Annotated in this window: 12 protein-coding genes and 2 riboswitches; of the genes, 4 read left to right on the forward strand and 8 right to left on the reverse strand. The window is 41.6% G+C overall.

Translation table 11 applies throughout. The features are described 5' to 3' along the window. Positions 1-10: 10 nt before the first annotated feature. Both cobJ and V3595_RS07135 read right to left on the reverse strand, forming a co-directional pair. On the reverse strand, positions 11-1,648 hold the full coding sequence (cobJ, locus tag V3595_RS07130) for a precorrin-3B C(17)-methyltransferase (RefSeq protein WP_485906201.1): 1,638 nt from the start codon (positions 1,646-1,648) through the stop codon (positions 11-13). A gap of 14 nt (positions 1,649-1,662) precedes the next feature. Continuing rightward, positions 1,663-2,031 (reverse strand): (2Fe-2S) ferredoxin domain-containing protein, encoded by a 369-nt coding sequence (locus V3595_RS07135; RefSeq protein ID WP_485906203.1) that lies wholly within the window; start codon positions 2,029-2,031, stop codon positions 1,663-1,665. Positions 2,032-2,183: 152 nt separating this feature from the next. Further along, a riboswitch (cobalamin riboswitch) is annotated at positions 2,184-2,373 on the reverse strand. Between the two features lie 202 nt (positions 2,374-2,575). Next, a riboswitch (cobalamin riboswitch) is annotated at positions 2,576-2,771 on the forward strand. Positions 2,772-2,946: 175 nt separating this feature from the next. Between V3595_RS07135 and V3595_RS07140 the strand changes: the two genes are divergently transcribed. From V3595_RS07140 to V3595_RS07155, 4 genes are read left to right on the forward strand one after another with little or no spacing between them, the layout of a single operon-like run. After that, positions 2,947-3,690, forward strand: coding sequence for an energy-coupling factor ABC transporter permease (locus V3595_RS07140; RefSeq protein ID WP_137023626.1), 744 nt, complete (start codon positions 2,947-2,949; stop codon positions 3,688-3,690). A 1-nt stretch (position 3,691) separates the two neighbouring features. Then, positions 3,692-4,003 (forward strand): energy-coupling factor ABC transporter substrate-binding protein, encoded by a 312-nt coding sequence (locus V3595_RS07145; protein WP_137018444.1) that lies wholly within the window; start codon positions 3,692-3,694, stop codon positions 4,001-4,003. Then, positions 3,990-4,766 (forward strand): cobalt ECF transporter T component CbiQ, encoded by a 777-nt coding sequence (gene cbiQ / locus V3595_RS07150; protein WP_485906205.1) that lies wholly within the window; start codon positions 3,990-3,992, stop codon positions 4,764-4,766. Before V3595_RS07145 ends, cbiQ begins: the two co-directional genes overlap by 14 nt. A gap of 18 nt (positions 4,767-4,784) precedes the next feature. Next, the gene (locus V3595_RS07155) at positions 4,785-5,630 is read left to right on the forward strand and encodes an energy-coupling factor ABC transporter ATP-binding protein (protein WP_485906206.1); all 846 of its coding nucleotides are present in this window, start codon (positions 4,785-4,787) and stop codon (positions 5,628-5,630) included. A 67-nt stretch (positions 5,631-5,697) separates the two neighbouring features. Here the strand turns inward: V3595_RS07155 and V3595_RS07160 are convergent, their stop codons facing one another. The 6 genes from V3595_RS07160 to V3595_RS07185 all read right to left on the reverse strand — a co-directional run bounded on the left by V3595_RS07160 (position 5,698) and on the right by V3595_RS07185 (position 13,117). Next, complete coding sequence (locus V3595_RS07160) at positions 5,698-5,916, reverse strand: YozQ family protein (protein WP_137018441.1); 219 nt, start codon at positions 5,914-5,916, stop codon at positions 5,698-5,700. 178 nt (positions 5,917-6,094) lie between these two features. Beyond that, the gene (locus tag V3595_RS07165; RefSeq protein ID WP_485906208.1) at positions 6,095-7,522 is read right to left on the reverse strand and encodes an alanine/glycine:cation symporter family protein; all 1,428 of its coding nucleotides are present in this window, start codon (positions 7,520-7,522) and stop codon (positions 6,095-6,097) included. 390 nt (positions 7,523-7,912) lie between these two features. Further along, positions 7,913-9,487 carry a class I adenylate-forming enzyme family protein gene (locus V3595_RS07170; protein ID WP_485906210.1) on the reverse strand — a complete coding sequence of 525 codons (1,575 nt, stop codon included), beginning with the start codon at positions 9,485-9,487 and terminating at the stop codon, positions 7,913-7,915. 26 nt (positions 9,488-9,513) lie between these two features. Further along, positions 9,514-10,686, reverse strand: coding sequence for an acyl-CoA dehydrogenase family protein (locus V3595_RS07175; RefSeq protein ID WP_485906212.1), 1,173 nt, complete (start codon positions 10,684-10,686; stop codon positions 9,514-9,516). 168 nt (positions 10,687-10,854) lie between these two features. Next, the gene (locus tag V3595_RS07180) at positions 10,855-11,760 is read right to left on the reverse strand and encodes a LysR family transcriptional regulator (RefSeq protein ID WP_305160737.1); all 906 of its coding nucleotides are present in this window, start codon (positions 11,758-11,760) and stop codon (positions 10,855-10,857) included. A gap of 118 nt (positions 11,761-11,878) precedes the next feature. Next, positions 11,879-13,117 carry an MFS transporter gene (locus V3595_RS07185; protein ID WP_485906215.1) on the reverse strand — a complete coding sequence of 413 codons (1,239 nt, stop codon included), beginning with the start codon at positions 13,115-13,117 and terminating at the stop codon, positions 11,879-11,881. Between the last annotated feature and the right edge of the window lie 2 nt (positions 13,118-13,119).

The following is a 13,119-nucleotide window of genomic DNA, read 5'->3' on the forward strand; positions in this document are numbered from 1 at the left end:
CCCCTCTTGATTAGTCTTCACAAGGCGCAGGCTCTATGTTTATTTTGGGAGCGATGTCCTGATAAGAAAAATTCTGTATCTTTTTCGAACGTTTGAAGTATTTAAAAAGCCTCTCATTGGGATGGGCATTTTGCTTATACTCCCCGACAATGTCCGTGATCAGTTCAACAAGCTGTTCCGGTTCAATGCCTTCCGCAACCGGCTGACCTGGATGGGCTGTTCTTCCAACCGGTTTAGCTCCAAGAAATAAGTCGAACTTCCCTTTTCGGAAGACAATCCCGATATCATCCATCACAGCACTATAACAAGCCATCCCACACCCATTAAAACCGATGTTCAGTTCCTTGGGCATTTTCATTCCGCCAAGCACCCGGTGTATTTCATCCGCATAAGGAATGGATTCCGCTTTTTCACCATCACAGAAATCACAGGCTTTTAATGTCAGTACATCTCCAATCGGCGACAAAAGAAAGTTTGCTGATTGCAATTTCCCCGTAATGACTTCCGGATCCGTTGTCGGAATCTTTAAGACGATTTTATGATTTGGCGTGTATTCCATCGTTCCCTTTTCCCCGACAACTTCCGCAAGTGTCATCATTTGTTTGGGAGTGAATTGTTTATTCGCCACACCTGGACTAACGGCAAGTTCGAATACCGACTCCATTTTTTGCTTAACTATCGGCTGAATGGATTGCTTAACGGTTTGACCCTTGACTCTTGACAGGGCCTCCATTGCCATTTCAAAGGAAGCTGGCTTCTTTTCTGGTGCTTTTGTAAGTAATCCAACTCCTCCAGCGGACTCGGTTAAGGCTTCTTGATCTAATGCCCACGGTTCCGCTTCTTTTTGCAGTCGCTGATGCGGCTTCAATGTTTGCTTTTCCGAATTCAAAGTATATTTTCTCTGATAGCCTCTTGGTGTGATGATTTTGTCATCATATAAAAAGGTGGATGAATTACCGATAATGACGGTGGTCAACATTCCAATATCGTGATTCAACATATCCTGCAAATTGGTTATGACAATATCCTGCCTATCGCGATAAGCACTTTTCACCAACCCGACAGGTGTATCCGGCGAGCGGTAGCGAAGGAGAATTTTCTGTGTTTCAACAATTTGCCGGGTCCGCCTGCCGCTGCGCGGATTATAAAGTGCAATGACAAAGTCTGCCATTGCAGCTGCTTCAACCCTTTTAGCGATCAATTCCCAAGGAGTTAAATGATCACTGAGGCTGATCGTACACGAATCGTGCATGACTGGTGCCCCAAGTAAAGACGCACATGAGTTGATTGCAGAAATGCCAGGAATGACTTCAATGCCCACTCCAGTTTCTTCTTTCCAGCCTTTCTCAATCAATACTTCATAAACCAACCCTGCCATCCCGTAAACTCCGGCATCCCCACTGGAAATCACCGCCACTTTCTTTCCCAGCTCCGCTTGTTTCACTGCTTCCTGTGCACGTGATACCTCTTCAGTCATCCCCGTACTAATGATCGTTTGATCTGTAAGCAGTCCCTGAATGAGTTCAACATAAGTTTTATAACCAATGATGTAGTCACTTTCTTGAAGGGCTTCGACGGCACGTTTGGTAATGTGTTCAAAATTCCCGGGCCCAAAGCCCACGACGAATAATTTACCGTTTGTACTCATTAAGACATCTCCTTTTACGCTTTGTTCTTTGAAATACCCGTATGAGCAGGAAAATCTGGATTAGGGGTCATTTCCCCACCATTGAATTGATAGATCATCTGTGGAACAAACTCACCATCATCGATATTACTGACGATCTGCCGACCGAAATCAGGCGTTTCCACTCGATACCAGTTTCCTTGGGGATAGGCAATCACAACGCAGGCATCCTTACATCTTCCGTTACAGCGTGTCCTGGTTGTATGGATTTTCAGATCCAGTCCTTTTGAAGTAATTTCATCGCGAATCGCTTGGGTTACTTCTTCCCCGCCCTTTTTCATGCAGCTGCTCCCATTACAAATCAACAGATGCGTTTTTGTACCCGTCAAGTTCCAAGTAGTCATCTTCTTCCTCCTGAGTTCAGGGAAAAGGCAAAATAAAAAACCTTAACATTAGAGTCAAGGTTTTAAAAAAACTATATGAATGAGGAGCCAAAGGCAAGCATGCCAAATCCTCCCAAAATCGTCATAGTCCTTCTACCTTTCCCTCCGAAAAGTATCACGCAATTTTAAAAGCAGGTTTCCTGGCTTACGCTTCATTTTACTTTGTCCCTTCCCGGCATCATGCCAGTGGCTATCGACAATTTCATCAGCGTTTACAGTAGCGGGGGCTGCATCGGATTTTCACCGATTTCCCTATTATCCCTTGCTTATTAACACAAGGGCACTTTTAAAATGAAATATTTGGTTTTATTATACATTTCTAACTAACTTAATCTATCATATAACAACTTTATCAAAATTCAATAGTTTATTCCGACTGTTTAGAAAAGTTTAATAGTGTAAAACCGGTTAAAATCCTTTCCTTGCAACAAACTTCGTCCCGAAAAAAAAAGATAGTGTAGCTGGAATTATTTCTTTATGGTACACTATACGAGAATTTTCAAAATAATTACATAAGTTTTATGGTGTTGAATTTCTCGGAATTCAGCTTAAAAGGGAAGCCGGTGAAAATCCGGAGCGGTCCCGCCACTGTAAAGGGAAGTCCTATTACTTTAACTTTAATCCACTGTCAAATGAGATGGGAAGGATGTAATGGGATGATGAACCAAAGCCAGGAGACCTGCCATGAAGCGTGAAACTGTTTCAGCCTACGAGGATGGGCGTGCGGATCAGGCAGAATGGCCCATGGTTGGTTCATGCTGCAAAATTCCTGTTCATTACGCACTTCTTTCCTTTGAGAGAAGTGCTTTTTATGTTGGGCGCCGCTTTCTTCTCAAGATTGATCAGAAAAATTTAAAAGTGTTGAAAGGAGAAAGAATGAAAAGAACCAATTGGAAAATTATTTATTTTGTCATCTTACTGCTTTTTGTCCCGAACCGGGCAATGGCCATGCATATCATGGAGGGCTTTTTACCCATTGAATGGGCTATATTCTGGTGGGCCGTGACGTTTCCATTTTTAATCTTGGGTTACCGGTCCATTAGGTCCAAAGTAAGGGAAAACCCAGAAACAAAAATGATACTTGGCCTATCGGGCGCATTTGTATTTATTTTATCGGCCCTAAAGATTCCTTCCGTTACGGGAAGTTCTTCACACCCTACCGGAGTTGGTTTGGGTTCCATATTATTCGGACCATTGGCCATGAGTGTCGTTGGCTCCATCGTTCTGTTATTTCAAGCAGTATTACTGGCTCACGGAGGATTGACGACATTAGGGGCCAATGCATTTTCCATGGCCGTTTGCGGACCGTTCATTGCTTACTTTGTCTTCAAGGGCGCAACTAAATTGGGGTGGTCTTTTTCACTTGCCGTTTTCTTGGCAGCTGCTTTTGGAGATTTAGGAACCTATGTGGTCACTTCCGTTCAACTTGCTCTTGCTTTTCCATCCGAGGTAGGAGGATTCATGGCCTCATTCAGTAAATTTGCAGGGATTTTTGCCCTCACCCAAATTCCCTTGGCAATCAGTGAGGGGTTATTGACAGTCGTCGTGATGAATTTCTTGAAAAAATACAATCTTGGCGAATTGAAATTGCTGCGAGTTTTATCTAAGGAGGCCCGTTAATATGAAAAAAAGTCTACTGCTGCTTTTCCTGGTTGTCATTCTTGCAACCATACCGTTAATCACCCAACAAGGAACGGAATTTGGCGGTGCCGATGGCGAAGCTGAGGAAGCCATCACTAAGATCCATCCGGAATACAAGCCATGGTTCAACAGTATTTGGGAGCCGCCAGGTGCAGAAACCGAAAGCTTATTATTTGCGCTTCAAGCTGCAATCGGAGCCGGTTTCATTGGATACTTCATTGGCGTGATGAGACAAAGGAATAAGCAAACCAAACAAGAATTGGCAGAAAAATCGAAGCATGTTACTCATTGATAAATATGCCTATTTTAATGGGCTAAAGGATGTACATCCGTTGGAAAAGATGGTTTTTGCACTTTCCCTTTTGCTGTTTTCATTAACGGTAAGGGATATGGCCGTTTCGCTCATCACTTTTACGGTGATGAGCGCTTTAATCATTTTTGCGGCAAAAATCCCGCTTTCCTATTATCTGAAATTACTTCTATTGCCAGGATTTTTTATACTATCTGGAACAATTACCATCCTTTTTTCTTTCACAAGTAAATTTACATCGATATCGAATATATGGTGGTCCTGGAAGGTCGGGAACTGGCAAATATTCATCAGCGATGACAGCGTCGGTACAGTGGCCAATTTGATCACTGTCGTATTAGGCAGCATCAGCTGTTTATATTTCCTTACCTTAACTACACCCATTACCGTCATCCTATCTGTGCTGCGAAAATTTAAAGTGCCTTCCTTATTGATCGATTTAATAGAATTGACCTATCGCTTTATCTTTATTTTTTTAGATACAGCTTTGGCCATTCACCAAGCACAAGCTTCACGGCTGGGGTATGTTTCATTAAGGAAAGGCATACGATCTCTCGGATTACTAATCTCGTCTTTATTTTTAGGAGTATTGCAGCGCTCTGGACAATTGACGATGGCCATGAACGCAAGAGGCTATCAGGAGAATCTTTCCTATATCGAGGATACTTACACCTATTCCTCACGCAATTGGCTGATCGCGATTGTAATATTAGGAAGCTTAATCTTTATTAATGGATATTTGTAAATTGGAGGCAACCCAACAATGGACGAGCATATTTTTCATATAGAAGGCCTCACCCATCAATTCGCAGATGGAACGTTCGCTTTAAACGATCTGTCGCTAACGATTAAACATGGTAAAAAGATTGCATTATTAGGCAATAATGGTGCCGGCAAATCGACTTTATTCCTCCATTTAAATGGTCTTTTACAACCTACAGCAGGAACAATCAGATTTAAGGGCAAGAAAATGAAATATGACCGTAAATCATTATTATCATTACGAAAGCAAGTCGGGATCGTTTTTCAAGATCCCGACTCGCAGCTCTTTTCCGCTAATGTACAACAGGATATATCGTTTGGACCGATGAATTTAGGATGGGATAGAATTAAGGTCCAGGAGAAAGTAAATTGGGCAATGGCCCAAACGGAAGTAACGGAACTGAAAGACAGACCTACACATTTTTTGAGCCTTGGGCAAAAAAAACGTGTCGCCATTGCGGGGATACTCGCCATGGAACCCGATGTCTGGCTCTTGGACGAGCCTACCGCTGGATTGGATCCTTATTTCTCAAGACAGATCATGGCTCTGCTGGACAGTATCCACGCCCCTGAGAAAACGATTATCCTATCAACTCATGATGTTAATTTAGCTTATCAATGGGCTGATGAAGTCGTTGTCATGAACGATGGTAAGGTCATATACCAAGGGGACCCTATTTCCGTTTTCCATGATGAAGACGTTTTGCTGCAGGCACATCTGGAGAAACCGTGGGTTTTTGAAATGTTTCAAGCCCTTCTTCAATCAAGGAACCCTGCAGAAAGGGACTTTTTCCCAAGAACGAAGGAAGAATTGCTTCAAAAGTTGGAGACAGAAAGAATTTATTAATTATGTTTCCCCTAGCTCTTGTTTCATCAGAAGCTAGGGGATCAAACCGATATAAAAACAAATTTTATTACCTTTCTTCTTTAGATCTTTCTTTTGCAATTTCAATATCTCTTCCGTTTACATCATCAATGACTGCCTTTATTTCGCCTTCCGCATAAGTATCGGAGACTTGTTCGTGAGTTCTGGCCAGTCCAGAGGATAATGGATCTTCCCGTTTATAATCGCTGACATCATATATTCTTCCGGCAACTTCTGAAGATTCATTTTTTGATTGCTTGCTATCCATTTTTTTCACTCCTAATTTTTAAATTATCCAAACATTTTGACAACATCATCAAAGACAAAGCTATTTTGTGTAAAAAACGAAGCAATATTCAATAATGTTAAAAAAGGAGGAAAAAGGCAAAAAAAGCTTACAAGTAAAATCCCCTTTCAAGGACTTAACATGTAAGCTTAATGAGAGCTTAGCCCTCCTTCTTCACATCCATATTATCGGATGGGTCACCCCAACATTCCACATTCTTCAAACCTTTAATATTGTTCACATGGAAGACAGGATTTTTCCCACTTTTCTTTTGCCTTTGATAATCCGCCAGTGCAGCAAAAGCGATCTTTCCCAGTAAAGCTATGGCGATCAGGTTGATAATGGCCATAAGGGCCATCAGCAAGTCAGCCAGTCCCCAAACAAAATCCAGTGAGGCAAGCGAACCGAATATCACCATCCCTACGACTGCGACCCGATAGATGTTTAACCAGACCTTATTTTCATTAATGAAGCCAATGTTCGACTCTCCATAATAATAGTTGCCCACAATGGAACTAAAGGCGAATAACAGTACGATAATGGCAAGGAAAATACCCGCCCAAGATCCCAATGCCGTTCCGAGGGCATTTTGAGTAAGGACGATACCATCCGTTTCCTTCGATGTATAAAGACCTGAAAACAAAATGATGAAGGCTGTCGAGCTGCAAATGATGAGCGTATCGACAAAAACACCTAGAGACTGAATGAGACCTTGCTTGACGGGATGACTGACATCAGCCGTCGCACCAGCATTTGGAGCACTACCCATCCCGGCTTCATTTGAAAATAGGCCGCGCTTGATTCCCTGCATCATGGCAGCTCCCAGCACTCCGCCAGCCACTTCTTTTATTCCATCAAATGCACTTTCAAAGATCAAAGCAAAAACACCAGGTAACTCGGTAATGTTCATGATGATGATTATCAACGCCACTATCACATAGGCTCCTGCCATGATCGGAACGATGACTTCAGAGACCTTTGCAACCATTTTGATCCCGCCAAAAATGATGACAGCCGTGACCATAGCCAAGATGATTGCCGTAACCCACTTTTCAATCCCAAACGATTCGTTGAATGCACTTGTAATCGTATTGGCTTGTACCGAGTTGAATGCTAGTCCAAATGTAAGCGAAATCAACACAGCGAAAGTGATGCCCATCCAGCGGGCATTCAATGCTTTTTCCATATAATACGCAGGACCGCCGCGGAATGCATCCCCATCCTTGACCTTATAGATTTGTGCAAGTGTGCTTTCAATGAATGCGGAAGCAGATCCGATCAGTGCTATTAACCACATCCAGAAAACGGCTCCAGGTCCGCCCGTCGTGATCGCGATGGCAACACCTGCAAGGTTACCCGTTCCTACCCGCGATGCCGTGCTTATGCAAAATGCCTGAAAGGATGTTACACCTTTTTTTTCCGCAGTGGCTCCTTCTCCCAAAAGCCGGAACATTTCCCCTACCATTCTGAATTGGACAAACTTCGTGCGGATGGTAAAATAAAGACCCAATCCAACCAACATGATGATCAATATGGAAGACCATAACACATCATTAGTTTCACTAATAAATTTTTCTAAGATTCCCATTAATACAAACCCCTCTACTTAACTCTAATTATTATTATAAAAACATATACAACTATAATTTATTTCCCCATGCATTGAGGAGATAAACAAGTGAAGCCAATAAAAAAAGGAAATTCCGTAATGAATCTCCAATACAATAATATATTATATCCTAACACTCTATTTTTTTCATTCATGAATTGATATTTCAGTATTATTTCCTTTCGATAATAATCTTTATCCTCTATTCATTTAACATTCACTGCAACGTTAAGTACATTCATATTCCAAACACACCTTGGATATAGCTCAAAAAAGCCTCACACTTCCTGATCCCAGGTTAACGTGCGAGGCTTTTTTGCATTTCTCTGCTCTATCTTATATTCTGGTTATCTGTAGGCCTCAATGTTGCTAGATGGTTAGAATACCTTGTGCAAACATCTTTCTTAATTCTTTCTTATCTATTTTTCCAATCGGCGTTAATGGGAACTTATCAAGAAAATAGGCTACTTTAGGAACCATATACTTAGAGGTTCTTTGTTTGCAGAAATCAATTAATTCCTCACTAGTACAGTTCGATCCTTCTCGCAGTGATACCACGACACACACTACTTCTCCCCAATCTGGATGAGGAGCGCCTATGCAAGCGCTTAATGCAACAGAAGGGTGCTGGTTCACCACTCGCTCCACTTCTGAAGAATACACGTTCATCCCGCCCGTAATGATCATATCTTTCTTCCTATCCACAATATAAAGGTAACCGCTTTCATCCCATTTACCAATATCCCCCGTGTAGAACCAGCCATCACGGATGTATTCTTGGGTAAGATCCGGTCTTTGATAATAGCCTACCATCATGGCTGGTGATTTTACGATAATTTCTCCAAGCTCGGTTGGTTTTACATCATTTCCATCTTCATCAATCAGTCGAACTTCGGTAAGAATGCACGGTTTCCCACAGCTTTTCAACATTTCCGAATTGTTATGATAAGCCCATACATGAGCGCTCTTCGATAGTCTGGTAATGACAATATTGCATTCTGTCATGCCGTATTGCTGGCGCATGATAGGCCCGAATACTTCAAAAGCTTCTTTAAGGCGCTTTTGAGAAATTGGTGACGCGCCGTAGAAGATATTGCGCATGGAGCTCATATCATAGTCCATCTTCTTTGTCTGATCAAGGAGCCTGTATAACATGGTCGGTACCATGAATGTCGTCGTGATTTTATGTTCCTTTATCGCCTGTATGAATGCTGCAGCGTCGAATGAGCCCATCACATAGACATGGACGCCCGAAACAAGGGATCTCCAAAGTAATGAACCGGCAGAATGCACAATGGGCGTACTTAGCAATACCCGGTCACGGTCATCCAGCGGGTCTTCGATAGCTGCAGAAAGTATGGCTGCGCCGAGTCCTTTCTGGGAATGCATGACGCCTTTGGGTGTACCCGTTGTCCCGCCTGTATATGACAGAAGGGCAATGTCTTCCTCTTCAGCTAATGGCAAGTCTAGATTATTTATTTCGCCGGGCCATTGAAACAGTTCAAACTCCTCCGGATAATTAATATGAAAGCCTGGGAGCCCAATGACATGGACATCTTCCTTCTTCATTTCTTCCAAATACTTAAAGAAGGTGTCAAAGTGTGTCTGTGTAGCTATTATGACCACTTCTGGTTTTGCTTCCTTTAAAATGAATTGTATTTCTCGTTTCCCCAGTTTTTCACTTAATGGCACTAAGGTGGCTCCACATTGCTGGATGGCCAAACCAAACATCACACTTTCCAAACTGTTTGGAATGATGGTCGCTATGCGGACACCCCTTCCTGCACCTAAACGAAGTAGATAAGAAGTGATAAGTTCTGTTTTCTTCCATAACTCGTCGTAGGTTATCGTTTCACCGTTTGGCAACAAGGTAATAGCCGGCAGTTCGCCGAATCGTTTCATTCCTTTATTCAACAGTGACTGAAATGTCATCTTATGCAGCATGTATATTTCCTCCCTCGAAAAAGGTTTTACCCTTTTAATAATGCTTTGGCAATTGTATTTTTTTGAATTTCTGAGGTTCCGCTCAGAATACGATACATCCGAGCACTCCTGTACATTTTTTCTACTGGATGCCCTTTTACCAAGCCTTTGGAGCCAAAGATTTGGACAGCCTTGTCAGCCACACGGCAATTTACTTCTGAAGCAAACAGCTTAGCCATGGACGTGCCGGCTCGATCCTCTTTTCCTTGATCAATTTTTTCAACCACATCATAGACCATGCACTTTGCTGCATAGATTTCAGTCGCCATATCTGCGAGCATATGCTGAATTGCCTGGAAGTCACCGATGGGCCGGCCATGTTGGACTCGCGTTTTGGCATGTTCAATAGATAAATCGAGAAGGTGTTGAGCCATTCCGATAAAGCCGGCTGCATGGGAAGCGCGATTTGTGTTTATTCTTTTCAATCCGAGCAGCAACCCTTTTCCTGGTTCTCCGATTATATTGGCGGCAGGCACTCGACATTGATTGAAATTCAATTCAGCATGTATGCGTTCTCCTGATAGCGGAACTTGAATGGCTCCTAGTTCAAACCCCGGATGTTGGGGTGTTTTTTTATCAACTAGGAAAGCAGTGATTCTTTCTTTTTCTCCATTCTGAGATTCTTTCGCTATGACAATGGCGAAATCAGCATAGGGGGCAGCACTGATAAAATGTTTTTTTCCGTTTAATATATAATCATTTCCGTCTTTCACGGCTGTTGTTTCGATAGCAAAGGCATCCGATCCAGCATTGGGTTCTGTAAGGGCAAAGCAGCAGCTCGCTTCTCCCGTCACAATGGGCATCACATATTTTTCTATTTGCTCCGGTGTAAAACTTTCCAACATCTGACCAATTCTTAGCGGTCCGCCAATCTCGCCAATAACCTGTCCCCATAAAACCGCTCCGGAACGGGCCAATTCTTCCTTGAACATGCATAAGCCTTTTAAGCTAACATTTTGTCCGCCATAAGTTTCAGGGAGGTTAATTCCGTAAAATCCCAATTCCCTGGATCGTTTCCTTGCCCATTGAATAGCTTCCATCGGGATATCCTCTTCAGCGTTCAATCCATGCTCCTGTTCATATGGAAGCAATTCATTTTGGATGAAATCCTGCAACTTTGTTTGAAGTACCTCTAATTTCTCTTCTTGGGTCGTTACCATAAGTGTCCCCTTTCGGTTTTTATTTTCGTTGAACTTTTTAAATATTTAAAATGTTATAATATTAATTTTAAATGTAAATATTATTTAAGTAAAATAAGGATATATGATATAAATATAAAAAATATTGATGTAAATAAAAAAATATTAGTTCCCTATCATCATAGGAAACTAATATTTAAGAGTAGTATAGAAATCGAGACATTTAATAAACTCCCTGGCAGCTTTTGAAAAATACTGCTTCTTAGAGCGAACGTAACCGAATTCCATTGTACTATTTTCCAGCTCCACCAAAGGAATGGCCACAAGTTCCCCGCTCAGGAAATAGGGGTCGCTGTTAACTCCAATATCATAAGAAAAGGCAATCGCTAATCCCTCAGCGACGGTTTTTTTGATGATCTCTGTATTATTTGTGAAAAACAAAATGTTCATCTCACCGTAATGATCAAAAAAACCTTTAATGAACGACTTCATTCTTGGTCCATTGTAAATGACCAAATTTTGGTCCATTAGCTCTTTTGGGGTTATGCTTTTACGGTTCACTAAAGGGGAGTTCTTACTGACCATCACAATCACTTTAGCTTCCATCAAGGGTTGGAATTCCAACTCAATTTCTTTTGGTTTAACCTTTGGGATATTCAATAGCCCGATGTCTATCTTACCATTCAGTACTTCTTCGGTTATCTCTTGTCCCCCTTTTTCTTCAATGACAATTTTCACCTCTGGATACTTCTTCTTAAATAAGGCCAAGGATTTAGGCAAAACCGTTAGAAATAAACCTTGTGTTGATGATAGGCGTAACTCTTTTTCCATTGTATCTGAATGTATTTGGGCACTGTCTCTTATTTCTTCCAATTTGCTTAATACTTCAAGAGCTTTCTGGATGATTTCCTTTCCGTCTTCTGTAGGTATGGTTCCTAACCTTGACCGCTTGAAGATTTTTATACCTAATTCCTTCTCCAAACTCGTAATGGCCATACTGATTCCAGATTGGGAGATATGGAGGCTTTCTGAAGCCGTGGAAATCGAGTTAACCTCGGCTACCTTGATGATATATTCCAATTGTTCAATATTCATGATTCATTCTCCTTCTAGCCTATTACTAATATCATACCTCGAACAGAAAGCCCTTTCAATTTTAGAGAAGTGGATTCAGGACACTTCAAACCGTCTCCTCAAAAGCAGAATGCCAGTTTTATATAATTGTAGTTGTTTTTTCGTATCCTTTAGCGGGTTGTGCCTGATTATTTTTAATAGATACGGCAACAATCGTTCCCAATAACGCTATTATCACCAAAAACAGGAAAGCTGCATTATAGGAGTCATTAAACAAACTGATAATCAAACCGAGGGCTAAAGGAGAAACCGCACCTGCAATTTGACCGGCAAAAGTTACGAGTCCGGAGGCAGAGCCCGTTAGTTCCTTTGGTGAGTATTTTATGATGATCGTATAAAGAACCGTTCCAAAGAAAGACAGTGCTACGGAGTTGAGAGTGAGATAAGTGATGATAAGTGCTATAGACGTGGCGTTAGACATTAAAAAGAGAAAAATTGCTGATAATAAAGCGCCTGCAGCGGCAAGATACTTCTCTCGGTTAGCCATATGCTTATCCAGAAGCCACCCGCTTACATTAAACATCAAGAAACCAAAAATATAAGGGATTGCCAATAAACCTCCGGCGGCTATTAAATCCACCCCTTTTTCTTTAACCAAATATATAGGCATCCAAGTGATCAGACCATAGTTGATAATATTTGATATAAACTTGAATGTTATGAGTTTCCAAATATTTTCGATTTTAAATAACAGTTTCAGAGCAACCTTTTTTTGTTTCGGTTTGTCCTTTTTAAACTCTTGATTTCCTTGAGGCTTTAGAATGAACCAAATTCCGAAAGAAGCTAATATCCCTAGAATTCCGGCAATGGTAAACATGCCCCGCCAACCGAATGCCACCACCATGGAAGCGGCAAGTGCGGTACCTAATATCCCGCCAATATTTTGGGCAGACAGGAAAAACGAATTTGCCCGGCCCCGTTCTTCTTCAGGGAAGTTATCTCTTATAGTGGACATACTGGCAGGATAGAAAGGCCCTTCACCTAACCCGAACAGAAAACGGATGAATAATAATGACATAAATGACCAGGCAAACCCAGTCATTACAGTGAACAAGGACCAACTAAATAAAGAAACAGTAACCATGACTCTGGCGCCATACTTATCGGTCATCCATCCACCAAGCGGTTGCATGAGTGAGTAGCTAACAAAAAATATACTAATTAAAATACCTGTCTGGGACGTATTGAGATGAAACTCATCTGCAATAGGAATAATCCCGACATTTATGGCAACGCGATCAAAAAAACTTAAAATCATTCCAACAAATAAAAGGCCGCTAATCATTATTTTTCGTTTCTTACTTGCATATAACTGCATTC

The sequence above is a fragment of the Bacillus sp. CFBP9009 genome (assembly GCF_036541465.1).
Lineage (GTDB): Bacteria > Bacillota > Bacilli > Bacillales > DSM-1321 > Peribacillus.